Origin of the sequence: Methyloprofundus sedimenti (genome assembly GCF_002072955.1) — a bacterium.
Taxonomy (GTDB): Bacteria; Pseudomonadota; Gammaproteobacteria; order Methylococcales; family Methylomonadaceae; genus Methyloprofundus; species Methyloprofundus sedimenti.
The window spans coordinates 137811-162652 of record NZ_LPUF01000001.1 but is presented as its reverse complement, the minus strand read 5'-3'; the positions used below and the strand labels follow the sequence as shown (position 1 = coordinate 162652).

Genomic DNA, 24842 nt, shown 5'->3' with positions numbered 1-24842 from the left:
TGATACTAATGAACAAAGCGAAATGTTGTGTTGACTATGTTGTTAATTAATGAAGATACGGAGTTGTCGCTATGGTGCAAGAAGTAATTCAATCTGAAATAAATTACGCTTCTAATGAAGAAGTGGTTGTACAAGATGTAGTTAACGAAAAAAAGGAAATTTCAGTCGTACGTGACAATAAGTATTATCTTGATCAGCAGTCTGGATATGAATCTAATGCCAGAAGTTATCCACGCAGACTTCCTATTGCTATTAAACAAGCCGAAGGAGTGTTTGTTGAAGATATGGATGGACGGCGCTATATTGATTGCCTGGCAGGAGCTGGGGCACTTGCATTAGGCCATTATCACCCGAATGTGGTGGAGGCGATTCGGCAGACGCTGGCAGACGGTGTTCCTTTTCAAACACTGGATCTGACAACGCCGGTCAAGGATCAGTTTGTCGAGAAATTGTTTTCTAGTTTGCCGGAGACATTCGCTGGTCAAGCTTATATTCAGTTTTGTGGTCCATCTGGTGCCGATGCGGTTGAGGCGGCCATTAAATTAGTAAAAACAGCAACCGGGCGACGATCAATCCTGGCATTTCAAGGTGCTTATCATGGTATGACACATGGGGCGCTTGGGATAACAGGGGAGGTTGGCCCAAAGTTACAAGTGTCTGGATTAATGCCGGATGTACATTTTTTACCTTTTCCTTATGATTACCGATGCCCATTTAGTTTGGGTGGTGAAGCCAGTTGGCGGACTTCTATTGCCTATATCGAACAACTTCTTGATGATAGCAATAGTGGTATTGTGCCACCAGCGGCAATGATTTTGGAAGTTGTGCAAGGCGAGGGGGGGTTATTCCGGCTCCAGATGAGTGGCTGCGAGAGATCCGGCGTATCACTCAGGAAAGGGATATTCCGTTAATTATTGATGAAGTACAAACCTGCTTGGGTAGAACAGGCTCTATGTATGCTTATGAACAGGCCGGCATAGTGCCGGATGTTTTGGTATTGTCAAAAGCAATCGGTGGTGGCTTACCTATGAGTGTCGTAGTTTACAATAAGTCTTTGGATGAATGGCAGCCAGGGGCTCATGCCGGAACCTTTCGCGGTAATCAACTGGCGATGGCAGCCGGTACTGCGACAATTGACTATATTAGAACATATCGTTTGGATCTTCATGCCGATAAAATGGGTAAGAGATTAATGGCTATGCTGCGTAAAACGCAAATTGCACATCCGCATATAGGGGATGTTAGAGGTAGAGGGCTGATGATCGGTGTTGAGATTGTAAATACCGACTTGTCTTCCAATACGCTGGGTGCTTATCCCGCTGATCGTGAATTAGCCAGCCAGATTCAGGCAGAGTGCCTGAGACGTGGCTTGATTGTTGAGTTAGGAGGACGAAAAGGCAGTGTCGTGCGCTTTTTGCCACCGCTAATTATTACTTCCGATGAAGTCGATCAGGTCGGACAAATCTTTAATGACGCGTTAAATGCACTAACATATGGATAACACAGATTGAAGTCAAGATTGAGATATTATTTTATCTTCGCTCTCAAATGTATGTTCTTAAATAGAATATTTATCTTGACAGTCTTGTGTGAGAATTTCTTGCCTGGCTATTCTTCACCCGTTGAAAATCATGGTTGTTTTTTAGTCCGCGTCAGTGCTCAAGGGAGTAAAAACTTTCCTGACTACCCATAACTCTCAGCTATATTCGTCATCCTATGCCTATAGCAGGAATCTCATGGGGAAAGCAAAGATTCCCGATAAAAGACTTCGGGAATGACGAGACTTTTAACATGGCTGTGAATTGTACGTAATTAGGAAAAATTTTATCCGAAGAGTCTTATGGCCATTTAAGTAAACATAACGAAGCGGCTTTGTGCATAGTTGATGGGGCACGCGCGCCCGAGGCACTATTGATTTGCTGTGTAGAGGATCTAGTTTTGCGATAAGAATCCCAAAACTTATAGTTAACCAACACAATAGCGCGTTAGTTTTTGTTATATGACCTATTTTCCTGGTTTAATTATTGAGTATCCGTACTTTCTGTCCATAAAATTAGCCGATCAACATTTAGATGTAGTGACTAAGATGATATTTTTCACAAAAAATATCATAATATAATCTGCATAAATTATTGTGAAAAAGTATATTTACAACAATCGATTACATTTATAGATATTGAAAGCGAAGCATATGACTCATTGATATAGGTTAAATAACAATGTTAAATTAATGATACTGATAACATTCCCAGCCCGTTGATATAAAGGGTTAAATACGTTACCTTACACAAATAAATATTGTCCGGTCTCCCTTATATTAAATTACTAAGCGCTATTCATGGCATTACCCCCGTAGCAAAGGTGATAGGTAACTTATCTAAAACAATAGTGGCTAGTCTTTGTTGCTTTGAGCCTATTTTAAAACCCTGCAAGAATGCGAAATAAAAGACTTTATTGGAGTTATCTTTGTGCAGGTTTATTATGGTATATTTTTTGCTTATTAATTAGATGGCCTATTCATATATTCTTAAGTTAAGTAATTTACCTGTGTAAAAATAGGAGTGTGAATTGGCCTTTTTTTTCAGGTGTAAATTTGACTACGCATAAAATTTTGAGCAATAATTTTAACCACTATGACTACAGTATGGGGTTAAAAAATCTTTTGCCTAATAGTGTAAGTGAGCGTGCACATTTTAAGTTCTTTTCTTATAGGAAACGCATGTGACTTCTTCCACTGTAAATATTCTTCAAACTGATATTGACAGTCTGTATCTTACTCATCAACAAACCCTTATTCATATATTGCGAGGTATGGTTGGTTGCCATCAAACGGCGGAAGATCTTACTCAGGAAGCTTATTTAAAAGTTTCTGTTGCTTCAGCAAAGAAAATTATTGAATATCCCCAGCCATATTTATATCAAACAGCAAAAAACCTGGCTCTGGATTACCTACGCAAACAAAAAGTTAGAAATACGAAGCTGGTCGAAAGTGAGAAAATGGATGACCTTTCATATGAACAAATAAGAGATAGTGCTCCGACTCCTGAAATAGCCACACAGGCTAGTCAAGAATTGAATCAGCTACTTAACTTACTTGAAAAACAACCGAAACGGCGCAGTGAAATGCTTATTTTGAATAGAATCCACGGTTGGAAACATGGAGAAATTGCTGAACATTTTGGAGTATCAAAAAGTGCAGTGGAAAAAAATATTCGTATTGCACTGGCGCATTGTCTAGTTTTAAAACTCTCTCCTCATGATTGTTAAAATCAAAGCCGCGTAGGTCGGGCAAGCTTTTCTGCCCGACGTTTCGATGCTCCAATGTGATAAACATTGTGGTATTGTTGCCGTGGCTTTATCATCGGATGCTGCAACGTCAAGCTCTTGCGGACGGCGTTCCGTAGCGTAAAATCGGTGCACCCTTTTACTATTGATGCCTTTGTGCTGCTGCCGGAACATCTGCATTGCATTTGGATGTTGCCACCCGGCGACAAGGAATACCCGATGCGTTGGAACGCCATCAAAAACTATTTTACGCGCCGTTGCTCAAAACGCTACAAATCACCGCCGTCTCTTTCCCAACAACGCAAACGGGCGCAAACCATCTGGCAACCGCGTTACTGGGAACATCAAATCCGCGATGACCGGGACTTCGAAAAGCATTGTGATTACATTCATTGGAATCCCGTGAAACACGACTTAGCGCCTCATCCTGGCAACTGGTCGTATTCAAGCTTTCACCGCTTTGTTAAGCTTGGAATTTATCCCCCTGATTGGTCTGGGTATCTTGGGAGTGTTAAGGATGAGGGTTATGGAGAATGATCTTGGGTAGCCAGGCAAGTCGGCGTAGCGTAACCCGACATTTTTAGCTAATTCAACACATACGGTGAAATGTACTGCCAATATTACCCACACCATAATTTTCAAAAAAATAATTAGCTAGCGAGGGGGCTATTTTTAATTTCTGGGCGGCTATAAATATTTTTATCATCCGCTCAATAGAAGCAATTCATTGAAAAATATAATATTTTAAAGTGATTATAGGGTTGAAATAATAGCAAATGGTAAGCATTTGAAAAAAGTTATAATTTTCAGGTGGGGAAAATGCATTTTCAAACGTCTTATAAATGTAGACCTATACGGTCAGCAGCTAATGAAAAGTTACATTTGTTGCGGAGGAGAAAACAGGGTTGCCATGCATCGCCGTGACTATTCATACGCAACGTCTTGAGACAAAGAGGAAAACAATAATGTCACCCAATACCCGACGACTCGCTACAATGCTCGGCGCACTTTTAATGGCATCCGGCGGCGGACTTACGCCGGTCATCGCAGCCCCTCTCGGCGACACGGCGCAATCGCCTCACGCATCAGCCGCTGTTACACCATCGCTGGCTCTTTCCGAAACGCTGATACTCAAACAGACGGGCGGGCGCAACCCTACCGTGGCGGTTGATCAGAAATCCGGGGCCGTGTATATGGCCTGGGCGCAAGAGGCGCCGTCATCCGAACCTGTGCAGAAGACGGGCAAGAAGGCTGATCCCAAACTCGAGGTTCTGCTGGCCCGTTCGGATGACGGTGGCCGCCATTTCGGTATCCCGGTGGTGGTAAATTCGCCCAAGGATCGGGTGATATCTCATTCTGTCAATCCTACCCAGGTGGGCGTGGGGCCGAAGGGCGAGGTCTATGTGCTTTATGGCAGCAAAGATCCGGATTTCACCTTGGAGGGCAGCTACCTCGGACGCCAGACCTTGCGATTGGCACGCTCCGAAGATGGTGGACGGAGCTTTGCCGCGCCGATTGAGATCGGAAGTGAGGCCATCGAAGGTCTGGTCACATCGCTGGGTATGGCGAATTTGTTCGTAGCTCCGGACGGCTCACTCTACGTCTCTTGGCTAGATTCTCGTGAATCGATCACTTACGTCCTGAAGCATAAGAAACACCCGCCTCGGGGCGTGTATGCGTCACAATTGCGTGTGACGCGATCGATCGATGCCGGGCGCAGTTTTGCCAAGAGCACCCTGGTTACCAAGCCCGTCTGCGTTTGTTGCGGAACCAAAGTGGCGCAAGGAGTGGACGGGCCACTCTATGCCAGCACACGAGGTTCGGCTTTCTCCGAGTTGAAAGGCTCGGTGGATGCTGTGCGTGACATTATCGTCGCCGCCTCGCGCGATCATGGGGCAACGTGGTCCAAGGCCGTCAAGGTTCACGACGACCGCTTTAAGATTAGCGGCTGCCCGGACATAACTCCCGGACTTTCGGTAGATTCCAAGGGACGCTTGCATGCCGCCTGGTACACCGGTACTGAACTACATCCTGGCGTTTTTTACGCCGTATCCAGCAATGGCGGGAAAAGTTTTTCCGAGCCGATCGCGCTGCTCACGGATGAATGGGTGCCCTACGGTGATGTCAAGCTCGCTCTCGACGCCCACGATAACGCCTGGGTGGCCTTCGAAGATCGGCGCGGCGATACCGATTTGATTCATCTGGTGCGGGTGGCTACGGATGGTCAGGTTATCCGCGCCCAACCTTGGCCGGGCACCATTCCTGATGTCGCGGGACTTGGCGACTCGGTTGTAGTGGCCTGGGGAGGCCTCGTACCCGAGGGTGAGGAACAGGGCGGAGGAATTCAAACCCTGATCGCCAGTCCAAAAATGGAACCGTGAACATGGCGAAGCGCATGAAAAATACTCATATTTGGATGATAGCACTGATTATGGTCAACGGATTCGCCGCATCGGCTTGTGGTGCGGAACCGCAACTCGCGCCGGAGTATAGTGCGCGCGTGCTCGGCAGCGAGCAGGAAGCGACTCTCGCCAGTCTGCGTGGCCAGGTCGTCTTGCTCAATGCCTGGGCCACCTGGTGTCCCCCTTGCCGCGAGGAAATGCCGGACTTCGAAGCCATCTATACTAGTTATAAGGAACAAGGCCTTGCGGTGGTGGGTGTGAACATCGACGAAGGCGAGGCCGACGACGAGGTGATACGCTACGTGCAAGGCATGAAGATTGGCTTCTCGATTTGGCGCGACCCGAACAACCGCTTTGGTAAGCGTTTCCGCGTGCTGGGTGTTCCCGCAACCCTGCTCATCAACCGGGAAGGGATGATCGTACGCCGCTGGCAGGGTCCGATGGATCCCGGTGCTGCCGACAATCTTAAGACCATCAAAGCAGCCTTGGGATCTGCCCCAGCCTCGATTGCGGCTAATCCGCAAGCGCAAGACGGCGAGTTGGCGGCGGTCCGGCGTGGCCGACGACTAGCGGATCAGCGCGGCTGCCTGACTTGCCACTCCAGCGACGGTACGCAGGGTATGGGGCCAAGCTGGAAGGGCTTGGCCGGTTCAACAGCCCAACTCACTGATGGTCGCAGTGTACTGCGCGATCGCGCCTACCTCACCCGCGCCATTGTGGATCCCGATGTTGAGATCGTCACAGGCTACTCCGAGGGAATGATGGCCGGGGCGATGCCGGGTAAACGCTTGTCGAAGATCGAGGTTGAAACGCTGGTTCGTTATTTAGAATCCTTATCTCAATAGGTGGGCAGAATGTACAATAAGCAAACCATACTTACGGTGGCGTTCTGTGTTTTCGCGCTCGCCGTTGTTGTCGAGTCGACGCCAGCAACACCTGTTGCCGCACGGAAAGTACCCAGCGCCAAGATATCGGACGCTTCTAAACCAATCGTTCTCGCCACTGATGGAGCCAATCCGACCGTGGCTCTCGACGTTAGCACCGGCATCCGTTACGTGGCCTGGATCCGGCAGGGCAAAAATTCTCCGGAGGTGGTCGTTGTTCGTTCCAATGGCGAACGGGGCTATGCCGATCCCGTCGTAGCCAGCCTGGACGACACCGACATCGTTTCCGCCACCGTAAATCCGGCTCAAGTGTCCGTAGGTCCCAAGGGTGAGGTGTATGTCCTCTACGGGCGGCGTGTACCTTCGCAGTATGACGAGCGCGGCCGCACCATTCCTCGGTTGGTACGCTCCACCGACGGTGGCCGGAGTTTTTCAGCACCGGTGGATGTAGCAGCGGCAGACGGGGTTGAAACCAGTGCCGAGGCGACTCACTTGGTTATTACTCCTGACGGGACGGTGATCGTCGCTTGGCTGGACTACCGGGATGCCTTTGCCCGCGCCAAGCTACCCGAGGATCAACGACCGGAAGATAAGCGTTATCTAAATTCGGACGACCCCAAGGTGCAGCTGCGTCTCGCTCGCTCCACCGACGGCGGATTAAGCTTCGGGCCCAGTATAATGATCGCGGCAAGTGCTTCCGAACGCAGTCGTGTTGCCCTGGCGGTCGGGCCTGACGGCGTCCTGTATAGCGCCTGGCGTGCGAAGCTTGACCAGTTCAAGGGCTCATACGATGCCGTGCGGGATGTGTTGGTTTCGGCTTCCAGCGATGGCGGCGCCACCTGGTCTTCTCCTGTCAAGGTTCACGATGACCGCTTCAAGGCAGGTGATTGCCCGGAGATAACCTTGGGAATTGGTGTCGATTCCAAGGGGCGGCTGCATGTCGCCTGGTACACGGGCACCAGTGTAAGGCCTGGCGTCTACTACGCAGTGTCCGCAGACCAAGGGCGGCACTTCTCCAAGCCACTGGCCTTGCTCACCGCTGCTTGGGTGCCCTACGCGGATGTCAAACTTGCCGTGGACGGAAGCGACGCCGCCTGGATTGCTTTCGAAGATCACCGTAATGAACATGGCGAGCGAGTGGTGATGGTCCGGATTGATGTTCAAGGGCTTCTATCGCAGCCCCGATCCTGGCTCGGCCACTCGCCTGATATTGCCGCGCGTGAAGGTGCGGCCACGCTAGTCTGGGCCGGCCCCAAGGGCGCGATCCAGGCGCTTCAGGCTGACGCCATGTAACCAGTGTTCTGATGATGACAAGGGTGTGCTCAAGGGTAAAAAGTCAGTAACACGTTGCCCACTATCGTGAGACTCTGCGGAGCTACATGCCTTGTCTGACAGTTGATAAATTGATTGGTTGGAGGCATCGGGATTGCGCCCGTCAGCTCTCCCTCACCACCGGACATGCGGTTGAGCCCAGTGACTTATATCAATATCATCGTACAGGAAGCTTATGAAAAGGAGGGTATAAAGCATGGGTGCCTGGTAATGATAAATTCAGAGAACAGATAGAAAAATTAACGAAGCGGCAAGCCATTCCAAAATCAAAGGGTGGCGATAGGAAATCAACAATTTATAAGGAAAGTTTAAATATCAATCGAAGCTGCCCCTAGTTATGGACTCTAGTGCAGAATATAGTTTTCGGCTTCACATTGCTGTTCACCAATGCTTGAATTACAAGTAATATTTCAACTCTTTTCAGAGCACAATATTACACAGTTTTTTGCTGAATTTTGTAATATACGGGTGACAAAATAGTCATTTGCACTTCTGTGCACAAAATTCATTACTTACGGTACATTTGTTTAAAAAATCTATAGCTTAAGCTTATATTTTATTGCTTTTTGTCGTATACAGAGGATTTGCATTATGAGCTTGTTCTTGATAATAAAGGCGTGTATTTATTTCGTTAGGGCTATTGGAAAATTTTTTACCTTTTCATGTGAGGTTTTCAGGCTTGTATTTCGTCTTACTTAGGATTAGCAAAATAAATATCTTAATATCGTAAGGGTGGAAAAATAGTCATTTGCACCTCTGTGCACAAAATTCACTACTTACGGTATATTTGTTTAAAAAATCGATAGCTTAAATTTTATTGGTTTTTGTCGTATACAGAGTGTTTGCATTATGAACTTGTTCTTGATAATAACGGCGTGTATTCATTCCGTTTGGGCTATTGGATAAATTTTTTAGCTTTTTATGTGAGGTCTTCAGACTTGTATTTCGTCTTATAAGATGGGAAGCAAATTAAATACCTTTATATCGTAAGATAGCGAAGGTAAGTTTTAGTCAGGTATTTGTTAATATTAAAAACCAAGAAAATACACAGGAGTAATGTGGGTAGGTTAAAGGTAGTAAAAAATAATCCGAAATATTCTTCGAAGAATGTCAGCGTATGAATATATAGAAGATGTTTTTTAGCTTTTTTCCACTCTGTCTAAATTATTTAAAATTCATTTTCAACTAACGTAAATTAAATTTATAAGAGGTTATAAACCCATGATTCATCTTTGGCGAGGAATACCTCGACAATTTGTTACCTTGCCGTTGCTTGCTACTTTAGTTCAGCCGGTCTATGCAACTCATTTAGATTCTGCCACTCAGGTACAGCAACAAATTCATAATAAAGCCAGTCAATCTCAACATAAAGTTGAAAAACTTGATGACCAGACTCAATCTATGCTGGCTGAATTTCGAGAAGCCAGTCTGGAGTTGAAGAATTTAGAGGTTTATCACGATCAACTAGAAAAAATTGTGAGTAGCCAAGAGCAAGAAAAAATAGATTTGAATGAGCAGATGCTGGAAATTGAGATTACTCAACGCAATATCATACCTTTAATGTTACGCATGCAAAAAGTGCTGGAACAGTTTGTAGAGCTGGATGCGCCTTTTTTGCAACAAGAACGTAAATTGCGAATTACCAGCCTGCAACAAATGATGGATCGGTCTGATATTGATTTGGCTGAAAAATATCGTCGTCTGATTGAAGCTTATATGATTGAAACGGATTATGGACGCACAATCGAAAGCTATACGGGAAACCTGGAGCTAGATGGTAAGAAAAATACGGTTGATTTTTTACGTTTTGGACGGTTGGGGCTTTATTATTTAACCTTAGATGGTAGTCAGGCCGGATACTGGATGCGTAAGGAAAAGCGCTGGGAAACTTTATCAGATAGTTATCGTAGCTCTATTTTACAAGGCTTGAGAATTGCTAAAAAACAGACTGCTCCTGATTTGCTTAAATTGCCAGTTTCAGCACCGGAGGCTGTGCAATGACGATATATAAAATAGTACTCGTATCCATATTCTTGATACTTGGCTCTGGATTAGCAGTTGCTGCTCCCTCTTTAAATTCGCTTGATGAGCTAATTGCACAAGTACGAAAAAATAGTGTTTTGGAAAGCCGCGAACTTGCAGAAAGAGAAAAATTATTTCGTCAGCAACGAGATAAACAGGCAAGCATGTTAAGCACATTAAAAGCTAAACTTGCTGCGGAGAGAAATCGCGGATTTGAGTTGAAAAAACTTTTTGAAGAAAATGAGAATTTCATTACAGTTGAGTCTGAGCGCCTAAATGAACAAATGGGTTCTTTAGGCGAGCTGTTTGGCGTCGTGCGACAAAATGCAAAAGATATGATGACTATGTTTAATGGCTCAATCATTTCAGCACAACTACAGGGGCGTAATGAATCAATTAAACGATTAGCAACTAATAAATCAAATCCGACTATTAAAGAAATGGAAGAATTCTGGCGGTTAGTGCTAGATGAAATGGTACAGTCAGGGAAAGTTGTACGTTTTGAAACTCCTGTTATCACACATAATGGTGAAGAAGTACGTAAGGAAGTTGTGCGTTTAGGCGCTTTTAATATTCTTTCAGATGGTTTATATTTAAGGTACCTGCCTGAAACAGGTCGTTTGGTTGAACTTGGCAGACAGCCTGCATCTCGTTTTGTATCGCTAGCCAGAACTTTGCAACAAACCGAATCAGGTGTAGCGGCTGTTGCATTGGATCCATCTCGAGGTGCGATTCTTTCATTAATGGTTCAGACACCAAGTATTATAGAGCGTGTTAATCAAGGCGGCGTTATTGGTTACCTGATTATTATTATAGGACTCATTGGTTTGGCTTTAGTTGTTGAACGGATGGTGGCATTAACCCTGTCGCATCGAAAAATGCAACAACAACAAACTGGCGGTGTGGTAACAACATCAACGCCTTTAAGTCGAATTCGCCAGGTGGCAGAGGATAATCCAAGGGTTGATTCGGAAACTTTGGGCTTAAAATTAGATCAAGCGATATTAAAAGAGCGTCCAATGATTCGACGATTTTTACCCACGATTGCTATTTTTGCTGCAATTTCGCCTTTGTTAGGCTTGTTAGGTACCGTTTCAGGAATGATTGAAACGTTTCAATCCATTACACTGTTTGGTACAGGCGATCCCAAGCTGATGTCAGGCGGTATTTCTGTTGCATTAGTCACCACTGAATTAGGATTAATAGTCGCTATTCCACTCACGCTATTACATAGCTGGTTGTCAGGTAGTGCAAAAAAAGTCATTTTTATACTGGACGAAGAAAGTGCCGCTTTAATAGCCAGTCGCGAAGAGAAATCTCATGTTATCAGTAGCTGAATTAAGTGATGTGGCCCTGGCTTTTTTAGATAAAGGCGGCACCGCTTTATGGGTTATTTTACTGGTCTCTTTTGTTATGTGGATGTTAATTATTGAACGTTACTGGTACTTGTATTTTACCTATCCGCAAATAATTAAGCAGATAACAACGACCTGGTTACCCTATAAAAATGAGCACACTGCACGTTCACATCGTAAACGTGTTTATCTGTTAAAACAATTAGGTATGTCAGCGGGCAATCATTTATTAAGTATTAAGGCATTGTCACAAGCACTTCCTTTATTAGGGTTGCTGGGAACAGTGATCGGCATGATTCAGACTTTTGATGTCATTACCGTATTTGGCAATGGTAATGCTCGTGGCCTAGCCGGAGGAATATTCGTTGCGCTATTAACTACCATGTCTGGATTGGTCACCGCATTATCAGGGCTTTATTTCAGTGCAAACTTAAATGAACGTGTACGGTTACTACTTGATGATGCAGAAAGCGAACTGGATTAGATCAGTAGGTGCGACAAATTTACACTGAAAAAAACATATTTTTTAGCACATAGTTCGAATAAGTTCGAACCTACTTAAATGTTTTTTAGACACAAGTTTTGGTGGGCAGTCCCCACTCAACCAATAAGATATGAAAATACATAGTGAAGAAGACGAATTAACTACAACAGAGCTTAATCTAACTCCCCTGATAGATATGGTATTTATTTTGTTGATTTTTTTTGTAGTTACCTCATCGTTTGTGAAAGAGTCAGGCATTGAGGTTAATAGACCTACTGCCAAGAGTGCTGAGCGCCAGGAGCGTGGCAATATAATTATTTCGGTGAGTAAATCGGGTGAAATATGGATAGATAGGCGTAAAGTTGCTATAAATGCCTTGCGAGCCAATGTGGAACGATTGCATGCAGAAAATCCTGAGGGTTCGGTGATTATTGCTGCAGATAAAGAAGCGCTTACAGGTACATTGGTGCAGGCTCTGGATCAGGCGCGATTAGCAGGCGTAAGTAATGTTTCTATTGCGGCTTTTTCAGAATGAAAAATAAACGCATTACGACCATTATTTTAGGCGCGCTAACTATAAATTTAGTGCTGTTTATTATTATGGAACGAATGTCAGCACAGCAACCAATAATGTTGTCATCAGCAAACGAAGTGCTCTCTGTCGATTTTGTAAGATTAAAACGTACACCGCCGCCACCTCAAGTTAAACAACGCGTTAAACCACCCGAAAAGCAAGAACAGTTATTAACACCAAAAATGGATATACCCAGTCCAAAGCCAGTGCGAGTTAAACAGTTAACTATGGAGGCACCACGAATGGATATAGCAATGAATATATCTGGCGTGCCTTTTGAGGGAGAAATGGGTGCAGGAGACATGGGTGGATTGCGTGAAGCAATTCCTCTCGTACGTATTCCTCCTTTATATCCACCGAGTGCATTATCTCGACGAATAGAGGGGCGGGTAAAAATTGAGTTTACCGTTTCAGAAGAAGGCAAAGTGATAAACCCGGTTGTGGTAGCGGCTAAACCTCAAGGCATTTTTAACCGAGCTGCTTTACGGGCAATACGAAGATGGAAGTTCAACAAACGGATGATAGATGGGAAAGCTGTACAATGGCAATCAGTGCAGACGATTATATTTCAAATGGATAAATCATGAGAATTTATTTGGATCGATCTGGGCTAACAATTACTTATTTGTTTGCTGTGTTGGTTGTCGTCATCATGACATTTCCTCAAACAGTTAACGCTGAAAAGAAAAAGAACTACAGCGTATCACCAGGTACTTATAAAGTATTAACAACATCGCGAAAACTGAGCGATGAGAGCCGTTATTCAGAAGCGATTAATATATTAAAAAAACAGCTTCCAACAATACTACAAAATCAATATGAAACGGCTTTAATCCATCAGCACTTAGCCTATATATACCTAGAGCAGAAAAATTACAGCAAAGCGGTTGCCGAGTTAGAAGCAACCTTAAAAGGTAGTGATACCTTACCCCCAGATAGTATTCAGAGCCTGCGGTACAACTTGGCGCAGGTCTTTATGCAAACGGAGCAATACGGTAAAGCTTTACCAATTATAAATCAATGGTTTAAGCAGGAAAAAAAGCCAACTGCAGATGCCTACTATTTAAAAGGACTGGCCTATTACAAGTTAAACCAGTTTTCATCTGCTGTTGCGCCACTTAAAAAAGCGATAGCATTATCGCCTCATGAAGATTGGTCTGTCTTATTGCTGAGTATTCATCTGGAACAAAAGCATTATCGCAAAGCTGCAGTTGTACTAAATCACCTGTTAGATTTATATCCAGGCAAAAAGAAATACTGGTTACATTTGACCGATGTGTATTTGATGCTAAAAGACTACGCAAAAGCACTAGCTACTTTAAAGCTAGCCTACACAAGTGTGTCTTTAGAAGAAAAAGATATTCTCCGTTTAGCGCAACTTTATTTGCATAACGCTATACCTCTTACGGCTGCTGAGGTTTTATCAACAAATATGCAAAATAAGAATATAAAAAGTAACGCCGCTAATTTGGAGTTATTAGCCAATAGCTGGGCCATGGCCAGAGAACATAAAAAGGAGTTAAAGTATTTACAACAAGCCGCCACCATGAAAGATGATGGTCGGCTGTATAAGCGTTGTGGACAAATATTGCTACAAATGGAACGATGGAATGAAGCCATTGTTATGCTAAAAAAAGGACTTGCCAAGGGTGATATAAAACAACCTCAGCAGAGTTATTTGCTAATTGGTATCGCAGCATACAATGCAAATAATTTCAAAACAGCAACTTGGGCTTTTACTCAAGCAGGCAAGTATAAGAAGACTAAAAAAACAGCAGAGAATTGGTTACAGCAGGTTAATCAGAAAATGAATGAACTAAAAATCAGCTAGTTCTATCTTTAAGAATCAAAAGGGGCGGGATAGATTGATAGGCTATAATTCACCAAATTATTGAAACTTAGGTCTTAAATTATGGCTCGTCTACCTCGTTTTGTTATACCCCGGATGGCCGCAGCACGTGATTCAGCGCGGCAATAACCTTAGAAACTGCAGTTGACCGCTATTTTGATTGCCTTTGCTTCAGGAGTTCCAGGACGATCTGACTGCTAAGCCAAAATAGCCGCCGGTTAAACACTACCTGATTACCCATAACTCTCAGCTATATTCGTCATGCCTGCACGCTTTTAGCTGGAATCTCGTGGGGTAAGCATAGATTCCCGATAAAGCTTGTGCCCTCGCTTGACTGGGTAGACTTCGGGAATAACGAGACTATTAACATACTGATATTTAAATTTTTATTAATATGGCTGTGAGTTGTACGTAATCAGGAAACACTAAGATTTACAACAGCGCTTTAATTTCCGGAATACACGAACCACAATTAGTTCCCGCTTTTAAACATTGCCCTACATCTTGATGCGTTTTTAAGCTTTTTTCTTTGATGGCGCTCTGGATAGTTTTTTCTCCGACATTAAAGCAGGCGCAAACGATAGTTCCAACATCGGGAGTTCCCAACGGTGGTTTGCCAGTCAATACAGCTAATCGATCTTCTTTTTCAAATTCTGGTTTTTCAAATAAACTGGTCAACCAACTGCGTTCAGGTAAGTTAATGTCAGGTGCGACAAAAATAACACTTTGTAATTGATTATCCAGTATGCGTGCAGCTCTATATTTATTTACAGCAGGGTCGGTATATTCCTGCCATTGAGGCGTTTCATTGCTGGCGCTGCAGAGAATGTTTTTTGTCCATGCTCGCCACGACACAGGCATTGTTTCACCTGCTAATTCATAACGATAGAATTGATTGCCTTTTACTTTGACTAGATAATCTGGATGGCTGAACTCTAGTGGATGGCGAGATAAAATAAAGCCATTCCAAGCCGGTTGATACGCTTTTATTCGCACTGGAGTATGCTTGCTTTCCGGTTGACTGGAAATGGGATCAACCACTGGGTTGACGAGTGCACCCATGCGACCCAGACTGGAATATTGTGCGGTCCAGTGCATTGGGACAAACAACGTACCTTGCTGCTGGGTATCGGTAATTTGCACGCGGGCTATCATTTTCCCCCAAGGGCTTTCAATGACTGCAAGAGTGTCTTTCACCATCTTATAGTGACTTGCATCTACAGGATGAATTTCTACAAAAGGCTCGGGTTTATGCTGGTTAAGTTTTGCTGCCAACGCCGTTCTGGTCATGGTATGCCACTGGTCTCGCAGACGACCAGTATTTAATATCAAGGGGTAATCTTTATTAGGCAAATTGCCAGCTGATCTTGGTTTTATACTAATAAATTGTGCTTTTCCAGAGGGAGAGGAAAATTTATAATCGGCAAAAATCCGTTGCAAACCTTGTGGATGTGCCTTGTTAACAGGCCATTGTGTAGGTTGCAGTTGATCATATTCATCCTGATTTAGCTCTGCAAAACCAGAAATATCAAAATCCCGGCTATGTTGTTGTGGATTATTTTCGAAACCCGAAAGCGCGGCATGTTCACGGAAAATTTCCACATTACTGCTATAGTGAAAAGCCTCTTCATAACCCATGCGTCGAGCTACCTGTGTCACGATCCACCAGTCTGGCTTTGCACTGCCAGCCGGTTTAAATAAGGCGCGTTGCCGAGAAATACGTCGTTCAGAATTGGTCACCGTGCCGTCTTTTTCACTCCAGCCCACGGCAGGTAACTTTACATGCGCTAAAGCTGTAGTATCGGTTGCGGCAATGCAATCAGAGACCACTACAAAATCACATCTTTGTAGAGCTTGTTTCACTTTATCCGCATTGGGCATACTGACGACTGGATTAGTGCCCATAATCCATACCGCTTTTACTTTACCATCGTAAATAGCATCAAATAGATCAACTGCAAAATACCCGGGTTTTTGAGCGATATGATCCGTGTTCCAGAAACGTGCAACCCGGTCGATGTCATCAGGGTTGCTAAAATCCATATGCGCAGCGAGTTGGTGGGCCAGTCCTCCGACTTCACGTCCCCCCATCGCATTGGGTTGCCCTGTTAATGAAAAAGGCCCCATGCCAGGCTTACCGATACTGCCCATAGCCAGGTGGCAATTTATGATGCTATTGACTTTATCGGTACCAGAAGAAGACTGGTTAACGCCCTGACTAAACAAAGTCATGACTTTTTTATGACCAGCAAACCATTTAAAGAATAGTTCTACATCTTGTTTGTCCAGTTTACATTGTTCTGCCAGCCGTTCAGTACTGGAGCTACTATCCTGAGCTGATTTTAATGCGTCAGACCAGCCTTCAGTGTGCTGCTGGATATAGTTTTGATCTAGCGCATTGTGTTGATTCAGGTAATTTAGTAAACCATTAAACAGAATCGTATCGTTGCCTATGGCTATCGGCAAGTGTAAATCGGCAATATCACAACTCGAAGTGAGTCGAGGATCAATGACGACTATTTTTAAGTCAGGGTTTGACTCTTTGGCTGCACGGATACGTTGAAAGCTGACTGGGTGACACCAGGCGGCATTAGAACCGACCAGCACAATCATCTCGGCCTGTTCAAAATCCTCATAGCAACCCGGCACCGTGTCTGAACCAAAAGCCCGCTTGTGCCCTGCGACCGCAGAGGACATGCATAAACGACTATTAGTATCCATATTGCCACTCCCAATAAATCCCTTCATCAGTTTATTGGCGACATAATAGTCTTCTGTTAATAATTGACCTGAACCGTAAATCGCCACGGCATCTGGGCCATGTTTTTTGATAATACTCATAAAAGAGTCAGCGACCATATCCAAAGCCTCTGACCAACTACAGTCATGACCATAAACAGAGGGTTCCAATAGACGACTTTTTAACTCAATCGTATCAGCCAGAGTAGAGCCTTTGGAGCAGAGACGCCCAAAATTTGATGGGTGGCTCTCATCGCCTTGAATTACTATCTGGTGTTTTGCCTGGTCAATACTGGCAGTAATGCCACATCCCACACCACAGTAGGGACAGGTGGTATTGATGGATTTTAATTCGGTTTGTTCATCACTCATGTGTTGACTCTGTTGTAGGTAGATAACGTTGGCCAAATATTAAATTCTCCCTGATGTCGGTAATATCCTGCTCTGCTTCCAGTAATTCATGATACCAACTACCATCAACGGTGTCTCCATATAGGACGGTGCCAATTAATTTGTTATTTTTTATCACCAGCTTTTTGTATAGTCCGAATGCCGGGTCAGTAAAAGTAATGATTTCACTATTTTCATCACCTAAAAAGTTACCCACTGAAAATAAATTAATACCTGTTACCTTAAGCTTGGTAGAAGTAGGTAGGGTTTTGTAATCAGCCATGCCATGCTCACTTAAATGATTGGCACAAACTTTAGCCTGTTCAAACAAAGGGGCAACTAAGCCAAAGGTGGCACCTCGATGTTGTATGCATTCACCGACTGCGTAAATACTGGGGTCATATGATTGTAAATTATCATTAACGACGATGCCCCGTTCACAATAAAGTTTCGCTGTTTGAGCTAATTGCATATTCGGCCTTACGCCTATGGCAGTAATAAATAAGTCACACTCCAGTTCACTGCCATCCTCAAAACGGACGGATTTAACATGCCCCTTATTATCCGCAATCAACTCCTGGGTTCTTGCCGGCATTTTAAAATGTAGGCCGCGTGCTTCCAGTGCCTGTTGTAACATGCCACCGGCCTGTTCATCCATTTGTCGATTTAGTAACACCGGGTTAGTATGAATGACTGTCACATGCATGCCTCTTAATACCAGGCCATTGGCTGCTTCAAGCCCCAGTAAACCACCACCCAGTACAACGGCTCTTTTGTGGCTTCGGCTGTATTCCAGCATGGTATTCACATCTAATATATCGCGAAAACTAATTACACCCTGTAAATCTTTTCCTGGAATCTCTGGAATAACGGGTTTGGAACCGGTGGCTATCAGTAATCGATCATATTCTGCCTGAGTGCCATCTTTTGCTATAACACATTTACGACTACGATTAATTTCTACAACCGCTTTATCTTCCCCGGCATGCAGCAAAATATTATGATCGGTATACCATTGGCGGTTATGAGTAATGATATCTTCTATATTTTTCTCACCACTGAGCACCGAAGACAACATGATGCGGTTATAGTTTCCATGAGGTTCAGCACCAAAAACGGTGATGTCATACTTTTCAGGAGAGGCTGATAAAAGCTCTTCAACCGTTCTAATGCCTGCCATACCATTACCAATAACAACAAGACGATTTTTCATAGACTAATACCTTCGCCAAATTGACGAGAACTTTAAATACACGTAAGAAGGTCAGAAGTCGGTAAATTACTGGATTACGACACCACAGTACCCAGCAAAATATGACCATGACTGAAATCATAGCAATACTTGAAGTATTAAGTCCAAAACTATCCACAAAATCCTTAAATCACTTGAGCTTAATAGATGAGTCAGTGTTATCAATGACAGGATGTGTCACGATGTTGAGTATTTCTCGGTGGACTGAAAAAGGCGGGAGTGACCGCACGGTTTAGGGTGATTTTTCTCATCGATCCAAAACCAGGCTTTACCAGGTTCAGGGCACGTAAGTTCACATGTCGGATTATGTGTCGCTCAGCTTAAATGCAGAGGGGTTTTTAATGACAGATAAGGTTTTTCAAGCCGCAGAGATTGGTAAAATTCATGCTAATACGGCCTGCTTTTTGGCGAAGATATTGAGTGAAAAAGAGCTTAGGAACGTGCATGAAATAATTTAAACAAATTAAAAATCTGTAGGATGGGCAAAGCAATAGCGTGCCCATCAAGCTACCTGATGGCTGTATTATATAAAGATGGGCACGAAAACCCCCTTTCTACAATTTGTTCAACTGTCCGGTACGCTAATGAAAGATATTCTGGATAAAATGCTGGTAATGATTGCGGCTACAGCGATTGGACAACGCATATGTAAAATCAACCTCGCGCTATCAAGCGTCTAGCTAAACCCTATTTGTCGCAGAACTCATCTATGCCAACGGAATATTAGCAGCACTAGAAAAAATTGTCTGTCTTCTGTTAAGATCAGTTTTAATCTCATTGGTGTGAACCAAAGAAAATCTGAGTCAAACTTTTGGATAATTGAATGAAATTATTTTTTATACTGACCGCTATTTTAATAACAGGATGCTCAGCTACAAGAGTTCAGCTACAGCCTCGGTTAATTAATGATCAAACTATTACCTATGTAAGAGGTAATAGTAAATTAAATTCTCAATCAGTTTTGAAGCCAGAGTTGACTATCATTGAATATTCTTTGGATGAAATGCTCATTAGCCTTACTGTGACAAATACAACTTCTGAACCCATTTTGTTTTCGGAAAGTAATTTAACAGTTGAATTGTTGGCTTCAGGTGAATTACAAGCAGGTACTGTTTATACTTTTGAGCAGTTAGCAAAGGAAGCAGCTGATAGAGGATATGATACGGCAGCCCAGGCGGGTAATACAGCCGCAGGTGTCGGAGTTGGCTTCATCCCTTTTGGTGGTATTATTTATTCAGTTGGGCGGTTGTTTTATTCTGTTGGAAGTCAAAGTTCAGAATCATATGAAGAGCGTATAGATAAGTTAACCTTTACACAATTAAATCAAAATTATTTGCGTCAACAAACGATTGAGCCCGGAGAGCTTTATTCAGGGGTTCTCAAAATCGGCTTTGAAAATGACCTTGAGGTTGGTAACACGGTTATTTTTAGTCTTTCTGCAGGAGGTGAAGTTGAAAAATTTACTTTTATTTGTGAGCAGGCGGAGGAAAAATAAAATACACAACTCGATATGGGGTCTTATAAATAGCTATTTAAAATCAATTATTCGGGAAAATGGCATCATAGAACATTAATGTAAATTCTCACTAACCGTCCAACAGAAAAAGTAGAAGAAAATAGCGGGGTGTTAGATTGAACTATACCAATCTGTTCTATAAGAAAAATTCGCCGAATTCGTTTTTTTAACGTTGTTTCGTAGCCACCTGATGGCAAGTGCCTGCTGTGCAATCAAAGAGGCTAGCCTCAGTATGTATTCAGCGCGGCAATAATCGAGTTGTTGTGTTTGTTGCAGATGAAGATTATCACTATTATCTGAGCATCCTGAAAGCAGCTTGCCAAAAATACCCGTTTGATTTAGATGCCTATGTGATGATGACAAACCATATTCATTTGTTATTTACGCTGCATGCAGAAAACAGCATCAGCAAAGTGATGCAGTCATTAGGGCGTTATTAAATTCAATTATCAATATCGCCATACAGGAACCTTATGGGAAGTCCGTTACAAATCTTGATTGCTTGAAGCGGAGACCTACTTATTGGAATTATATTGGTATATCGAGCTTAGTCCGGTGCGTGCTGGAATGGCAGGAGATGCTTCACAATACTCCTGATCGAGTTATCAAATTAATGCATTAGGGGAAAAAACTGATCTTTGCACGTCTCATGGATTGTATTTATCTTTAGCAAAAAATACAACAGATCGGCAGGAAATTTATCGGGCCCTATTTTTAAGTACCAGATTGATGGTAAGCTGATAGTTAACATTCGGCAGAGCGTGAACAAAGGAATGGCCGTTGGACGTGATTTGTTTAAGCACCCAATCGAGATATTAACGGGACGACAAATGAATGGAAGGAAAAGGGGGCGTTCACTTGGCTGGAGAAAAACAGAAGATTAACTCAATACACTTATGGGCTTAACCTTTTAAAAATAATGTTAACCTCTCTCATTTATTGCCATTTAATGAGCAATCTCGTATCAACTTAGACGGAGATTTATGCAGAATTATTGGAGCGAAACAATGACTGCCGCGCATCGCTGGCGTCGTGAGTTACATGCTAATCCTGAATTGGGATGGCAAGAGCTGCGCACCGCAAAACGCATTCGTGAAGAACTTTCCAGGCTTGATATTCCCTGGCGAGTGTGTGCTGATACCGGTACAGTCGCGATATTAAATCCCCAGGCCAGGGGGCATCCGCATATTGCTTTGCGAGGTGACATTGACGCTTTACCCATGACTGAGCGTAGCGGTAAAGAGTGGTGTTCTGTGCATAATGGGCGCATGCATGCTTGCGGTCATGATGGTCATACCGCTACTTTGCTGGCGACAGCGCAATGGTTGAAGCGAGTTGAAGCGTCTTTGCCGGGTCCGGTTACCTTGCTTTTTCAGCCCGCAGAAGAGGGAGGTCATGGCGCAAAAAAAATGATTGATGATGGTGCTCTTGAGGGAATTGATTGTATTTACGGCTGGCACAATTGGCCGGCGCTTGAATTTGGTAAATTACTCTGTCCGAATGGTATCGTCATGTGTGGCAATGGCACCTTTACTATTACCGTGACGGGAGTTGGAGGTCATGCCAGTCAGCCAGAATTGTGTCGGGATCCGGTATTGGCGGCCAGTGCTATTATCCTCGCAGTGCAGCAAATTATCAGTCGTCGCATGCCACCACAGCAAGCGAATGTCATCAGTATTACGTCCATTGAAGCACCTAGCGCTCCGACAGTTATTCCTGAAACAGCGGTTATTGGCGGCAGTATCCGGATTGTCACAGAAAGTGCGCGTCAGGAGATCGGCAACTTGCTAACCAGTATTAGCGAACATACAGCTGCGAGTTATGGCGTTCAATGTCAGGTCGATCTCCAGCCTCGTTATCAGGCCACGATTAACCATGATGAACCGGCGGCGGAGATCCGTAAATGCTGGCAACAACTTAATGGGCTTGATGCCCTGGAAACAGAACAGTTGCCACCGATTATGGCTTCTGAGGATTTTAGTTATTATCTGCAGGAAATTCCCGGTGCATTTGCGTTAATTGGCGCAAATGACGGGCCGGGGCATGATCATCCCTGTCATAGCCCAATTTATGATTTCAATGATCATCTAATTGAGCCAGTCACCAAGCTATTCACTCGTCTAGTTAGTGCATCTTTGCCATAGCCGAACCTGGCGGAATGCACTGGTTAATTTTTATGAAATATAAACTAATTTTTTTGGAGAGGGTATATGAATATTTTTCAACAACGAGAATCGGAAATCCGAGGCTATTGCCGAGTTTATCCTGCGATCTTTGACACGGCATTTAATGCCCGCCAGACAGATGTTGAAGGGAACCAATATATCGATTTTTTTGCCGGTGCGGGAGTCTTGAATTTTGGTCATAATAATGAGCGCATGAAGCAGGCGATGATTCAATATCTTGAGCGCAATGGTGTCACTCATAGTCTCGATATGCACAGTGTTGCCAAGCAGGATTTTATGCAGCGTTTTGTTAAAACCATACTTGAACCGCGCAATATGCCTCATAAGATGCAGTTTATGGGGCCGACAGGTACCAACGCGGTTGAGGCGGCACTTAAGCTTGCTCGGCGTGCGACTGGCCGACAACAGATAGTGGCGTTTAGCCATGGTTTTCACGGGATGACTCTGGGGGCGTTAGCGTGTACTTCCAACGAGGCCTTTCGTGGCGCCGCGGGGGTTCCTTTAAATCACGTTGCGCATTATCCTTTCGGCTGTGAAACGCCTTGTAAGGGTTGCGAACTAGGCTGCGGTTTGGCAAGTTTAAAGCAGCTGCGGGCGAGCTTTTTAGACAGTTCTAGCGGTATCCGGCCACCCGCTGCCTTTATGGTTGAAGTCATTCAAGCTGAGGGCGGCGTCAAAATCGCAGATATAACCTGGTTGCAAGAGCTTCAGGCATTAGCGCGGGAATTGGGAGCGCTGTTTATTATCGATGATATTCAGGTGGGTTGTGGTCGTACAGGAAGTTACTTCAGTTTTGATGGTATGGATTTGGATCCCGATATTATTTGTTTGGCAAAAGGCGTTGGAGGTATGGGTACTCCGCTGGCGTTGAATCTGGTCAAACCAGAGATTGATAAGTATTGGAAGCCCGGAGAGCATACCGGCACGTTTCGGGGACAAGGTTTGTCATTCGTGGCAGGGGCTGAGGCAATGAGTTATTTCGAAGATGATGAACTCATGAGTCAGGTGCATAAAAATGGTATTACCATGTTAAATGCAATTGCACCGCTGGAATTACAATTTCCGCATATACAGATTCGTGGCACAGGTATGATATATGGTATCGATGTTGCGTCTGGTGAGCATGCTAAAGAAATTGTCAGTGAGTGTTTTAACGCAGGTTTGTTGGTGTCTGCATGTGGCACGGGTGGTCGCGTAATCAAGCTGATACCGCCATTGACCATACCGGAACAGGATTTGCAGGAAGGTTTAGCGATATTGCTTGAGAAGACCACTCAGGTTATTGGAGGAGCGGCATGAAGCCAAGAGAAGATATGACCTTTCCGTTCGCTGAGTATGAGCGGCGTATGCTGGAGTTGCGGCAACGCATTGAACAACGTTGTCTGGATGCGGTTGTCCTTACCGATCCTGAAAACATTATGTATCTTACGGATTATCAGACAACGGGTTACTCCTTCTTTCAAGCTTTAGTGGTTCCCCTTGATCAAGAGCCGTTTATGATCACCCGTTCCCTGGAGGCATCAAATGTGTATGCTCGTACCTGGGTAGAAATAACGCGACCCTATCCTGACACCGGCGATGCCATTCAAATGCTGGTCGATGCATTGCGAGAATTCGGCTTGTCCGAGAAACGCATTGGCTACGAACGTAATAGTTACTTTTTTCCGGCTTATCAGCAAGACTTTATTCATACTACGTTGAAAAAGGCCAAGCTTTTGGATTGCTTTGGGATTGTCGAGCAAGGTCGGGTGCGTAAATCAGCGGTTGAAATTGAACTAATGCATCGAGCTGCGGCGGCAACGGAAGCAGGCATGAAGGCCGGACTGGAAGCCAGCGTCGCGGGCGTCAGTGAAAATGACATTGGTGCGGCCGTTAGTGCTGCAATGTTTCGCGCAGGTGGTGAGCCGCCGGCTGTTATGCCTTACATTACCTCAGGGCCGCGCACCATGATTGGCCATGCAACGTGGGAGGGCCGGATGGTGCAGCCAGGAGAACATGTGTTTTTAGAAGTGGGGGGATGTTATCGTCGTTATCATACCGCGATGATGCGTACAGTCGTGCTGGGTAAGTTGTCCAGTTCAATGTATGAAGCGCAGGAGAAAATGAAAAATGCACTGAATACACTGCACGAATCTATTCAACCAGGGATGACAGTTTCGGATGCTGATAACATGATTCGTAACATTATTACCGACAACACCGTCGGTGCACAGTTGATCACTCGTTCTGGCTATTCGATTGGGATTGCGTTTCCTCCCAGTTGGGACGAAGGCTATATCATTAGTTTGAAACAAGGCGAATCACGGATTCTTGAACCAGGCATGACATTTCATATTATTCCCTGGATGTGGGGTATTGACGGCGATAAAACCTGTGGTATCTCAGATACTATTTACATTACTGAAGATGGTTGCAAATCATTCTTTACTTTGGATCGTGATTTTGTGGTGAAGCCAGAACAAGGCAAGAAAGCGCCAAGTAAACCCGCTGGAATTGATCCACCTGAACGCAGCAAAGCTAACACAGCAACTTCCAGTAAACCTGAAACCAAGTCACCTAAATAGAGAGGTTA

At 44.2% G+C, this 24842-nt stretch carries 19 protein-coding genes and 1 pseudogene; 18 read left to right on the top strand and 2 right to left on the bottom strand.

The window, feature by feature from the left end; genetic code table 11:
• Positions 1 to 71 precede the first annotated feature (71 nt).
• From AU255_RS21185 to AU255_RS00610, 12 genes and pseudogenes are all read left to right on the top strand, one after another.
• A pseudogene (locus AU255_RS21185) lies at positions 72 to 1501 on the top strand (diaminobutyrate--2-oxoglutarate transaminase).
• Between the two features lie 1220 nt (positions 1502 to 2721).
• Positions 2722 to 3267, top strand: a complete 546-nt coding sequence (locus AU255_RS00660) for an RNA polymerase sigma factor (protein WP_080521078.1) — start codon at positions 2722 to 2724, stop codon at positions 3265 to 3267.
• Between the two features lie 66 nt (positions 3268 to 3333).
• Entirely contained in the window at positions 3334 to 3822 is a 489-nt protein-coding gene (locus AU255_RS00655) for an REP-associated tyrosine transposase (protein ID WP_080521077.1), read from the top strand.
• A 428-nt stretch (positions 3823 to 4250) separates the two neighbouring features.
• Positions 4251 to 5666, top strand: a complete 1416-nt coding sequence (locus AU255_RS00650; protein WP_143735823.1) for a sialidase family protein — start codon at positions 4251 to 4253, stop codon at positions 5664 to 5666.
• Between the two features lie 14 nt (positions 5667 to 5680).
• Positions 5681 to 6532 carry a redoxin domain-containing protein gene (locus AU255_RS00645; protein ID WP_158083018.1) on the top strand — a complete coding sequence of 284 codons (852 nt, stop codon included), beginning with the start codon at positions 5681 to 5683 and terminating at the stop codon, positions 6530 to 6532.
• A 9-nt stretch (positions 6533 to 6541) separates the two neighbouring features.
• The gene (locus AU255_RS00640; RefSeq protein WP_080521075.1) at positions 6542 to 7864 is read left to right on the top strand and encodes a sialidase family protein; all 1323 of its coding nucleotides are present in this window, start codon (positions 6542 to 6544) and stop codon (positions 7862 to 7864) included.
• A 1260-nt stretch (positions 7865 to 9124) separates the two neighbouring features.
• Positions 9125 to 9904 (top strand): DUF3450 domain-containing protein, encoded by a 780-nt coding sequence (locus tag AU255_RS00635; RefSeq protein ID WP_080521074.1) that lies wholly within the window; start codon positions 9125 to 9127, stop codon positions 9902 to 9904.
• Positions 9901 to 11262: a MotA/TolQ/ExbB proton channel family protein gene (locus tag AU255_RS00630; RefSeq protein WP_080521073.1), complete on the top strand. Its 1362-nt coding sequence runs from the start codon at positions 9901 to 9903 to the stop codon at positions 11260 to 11262. Before AU255_RS00635 ends, AU255_RS00630 begins: the two co-directional genes overlap by 4 nt.
• The gene (locus AU255_RS00625; RefSeq protein ID WP_080521072.1) at positions 11246 to 11764 is read left to right on the top strand and encodes a MotA/TolQ/ExbB proton channel family protein; all 519 of its coding nucleotides are present in this window, start codon (positions 11246 to 11248) and stop codon (positions 11762 to 11764) included. The genes AU255_RS00630 and AU255_RS00625 overlap by 17 nt, the downstream gene beginning before the upstream one ends.
• A gap of 130 nt (positions 11765 to 11894) precedes the next feature.
• Positions 11895 to 12299, top strand: coding sequence for an ExbD/TolR family protein (locus tag AU255_RS00620; RefSeq protein ID WP_080521071.1), 405 nt, complete (start codon positions 11895 to 11897; stop codon positions 12297 to 12299).
• The gene (locus AU255_RS00615; protein WP_080521070.1) at positions 12296 to 12925 is read left to right on the top strand and encodes an energy transducer TonB; all 630 of its coding nucleotides are present in this window, start codon (positions 12296 to 12298) and stop codon (positions 12923 to 12925) included. Before AU255_RS00620 ends, AU255_RS00615 begins: the two co-directional genes overlap by 4 nt.
• The gene (locus tag AU255_RS00610; protein ID WP_080521069.1) at positions 12922 to 14169 is read left to right on the top strand and encodes a tetratricopeptide repeat protein; all 1248 of its coding nucleotides are present in this window, start codon (positions 12922 to 12924) and stop codon (positions 14167 to 14169) included. Before AU255_RS00615 ends, AU255_RS00610 begins: the two co-directional genes overlap by 4 nt.
• A gap of 450 nt (positions 14170 to 14619) precedes the next feature.
• Here the strand turns inward: AU255_RS00610 and AU255_RS00605 are convergent, their stop codons facing one another.
• Both AU255_RS00605 and AU255_RS00600 read right to left on the bottom strand, forming a co-directional pair.
• Positions 14620 to 17298, bottom strand: coding sequence for a nitrate reductase (locus AU255_RS00605; RefSeq protein ID WP_080521068.1), 2679 nt, complete (start codon positions 17296 to 17298; stop codon positions 14620 to 14622).
• Positions 17291 to 18529: an NAD(P)/FAD-dependent oxidoreductase gene (locus AU255_RS00600; RefSeq protein WP_080521067.1), complete on the bottom strand. Its 1239-nt coding sequence runs from the start codon at positions 18527 to 18529 to the stop codon at positions 17291 to 17293. The genes AU255_RS00605 and AU255_RS00600 overlap by 8 nt, the downstream gene beginning before the upstream one ends.
• 107 nt (positions 18530 to 18636) lie before the next feature.
• Between AU255_RS00600 and AU255_RS19970 the strand changes: the two genes are divergently transcribed.
• The 6 genes from AU255_RS19970 to doeA all read left to right on the top strand — a co-directional run bounded on the left by AU255_RS19970 (position 18637) and on the right by doeA (position 24834).
• Positions 18637 to 18804 (top strand): hypothetical protein, encoded by a 168-nt coding sequence (locus AU255_RS19970; protein ID WP_158083017.1) that lies wholly within the window; start codon positions 18637 to 18639, stop codon positions 18802 to 18804.
• Positions 18805 to 19391: 587 nt separating this feature from the next.
• Positions 19392 to 20063 (top strand): hypothetical protein, encoded by a 672-nt coding sequence (locus AU255_RS00595; protein WP_080521066.1) that lies wholly within the window; start codon positions 19392 to 19394, stop codon positions 20061 to 20063.
• Between the two features lie 227 nt (positions 20064 to 20290).
• A complete protein-coding gene (locus AU255_RS20210) occupies positions 20291 to 20524 on the top strand; it encodes a transposase (protein WP_198942506.1) in 234 nt (77 codons plus the stop codon).
• Positions 20525 to 21091: 567 nt separating this feature from the next.
• Positions 21092 to 22228, top strand: a complete 1137-nt coding sequence (gene doeB2, locus AU255_RS00585; RefSeq protein ID WP_233144515.1) for a N(2)-acetyl-L-2,4-diaminobutanoate deacetylase DoeB2 — start codon at positions 21092 to 21094, stop codon at positions 22226 to 22228.
• 66 nt (positions 22229 to 22294) lie between these two features.
• The gene (locus AU255_RS00580) at positions 22295 to 23569 is read left to right on the top strand and encodes an aspartate aminotransferase family protein (RefSeq protein WP_080521064.1); all 1275 of its coding nucleotides are present in this window, start codon (positions 22295 to 22297) and stop codon (positions 23567 to 23569) included.
• 14 nt (positions 23570 to 23583) lie between these two features.
• Positions 23584 to 24834, top strand: a complete 1251-nt coding sequence (gene doeA / locus AU255_RS00575; RefSeq protein WP_233144514.1) for an ectoine hydrolase — start codon at positions 23584 to 23586, stop codon at positions 24832 to 24834.
• Positions 24835 to 24842 lie beyond the last annotated feature (8 nt).

What these genes read in the sequence shown, in the direction of transcription:
- AU255_RS00605 (WP_080521068.1), bottom strand. Translation starts at nt 17,298, where the DNA reads ATGAGTGATGAACAAACCGAATTAAAATCCATCAATACCACCTGTCCC.
- AU255_RS00615 (WP_080521070.1), top strand. Translation starts at nt 12,296, where the DNA reads ATGAAAAATAAACGCATTACGACCATTATTTTAGGCGCGCTAACTATA.
- AU255_RS00625 (WP_080521072.1), top strand. Translation starts at nt 11,246, where the DNA reads ATGTTATCAGTAGCTGAATTAAGTGATGTGGCCCTGGCTTTTTTAGAT.
- AU255_RS00635 (WP_080521074.1), top strand. Translation starts at nt 9,125, where the DNA reads ATGATTCATCTTTGGCGAGGAATACCTCGACAATTTGTTACCTTGCCG.
- doeB2 (WP_233144515.1), top strand. Translation starts at nt 21,092, where the DNA reads ATGACTGCCGCGCATCGCTGGCGTCGTGAGTTACATGCTAATCCTGAA.
- AU255_RS00580 (WP_080521064.1), top strand. Translation starts at nt 22,295, where the DNA reads ATGAATATTTTTCAACAACGAGAATCGGAAATCCGAGGCTATTGCCGA.
- doeA (WP_233144514.1), top strand. Translation starts at nt 23,584, where the DNA reads ATGACCTTTCCGTTCGCTGAGTATGAGCGGCGTATGCTGGAGTTGCGG.
- AU255_RS00600 (WP_080521067.1), bottom strand. Translation starts at nt 18,529, where the DNA reads ATGAAAAATCGTCTTGTTGTTATTGGTAATGGTATGGCAGGCATTAGA.
- AU255_RS00620 (WP_080521071.1), top strand. Translation starts at nt 11,895, where the DNA reads ATGAAAATACATAGTGAAGAAGACGAATTAACTACAACAGAGCTTAAT.
- AU255_RS00645 (WP_158083018.1), top strand. Translation starts at nt 5,681, where the DNA reads ATGAAAAATACTCATATTTGGATGATAGCACTGATTATGGTCAACGGA.
- AU255_RS00595 (WP_080521066.1), top strand. Translation starts at nt 19,392, where the DNA reads ATGAAATTATTTTTTATACTGACCGCTATTTTAATAACAGGATGCTCA.
- AU255_RS00640 (WP_080521075.1), top strand. Translation starts at nt 6,542, where the DNA reads ATGTACAATAAGCAAACCATACTTACGGTGGCGTTCTGTGTTTTCGCG.
- AU255_RS00650 (WP_143735823.1), top strand. Translation starts at nt 4,251, where the DNA reads ATGTCACCCAATACCCGACGACTCGCTACAATGCTCGGCGCACTTTTA.
- AU255_RS00610 (WP_080521069.1), top strand. Translation starts at nt 12,922, where the DNA reads ATGAGAATTTATTTGGATCGATCTGGGCTAACAATTACTTATTTGTTT.
- AU255_RS19970 (WP_158083017.1), top strand. Translation starts at nt 18,637, where the DNA reads ATGACTGAAATCATAGCAATACTTGAAGTATTAAGTCCAAAACTATCC.
- AU255_RS00630 (WP_080521073.1), top strand. Translation starts at nt 9,901, where the DNA reads ATGACGATATATAAAATAGTACTCGTATCCATATTCTTGATACTTGGC.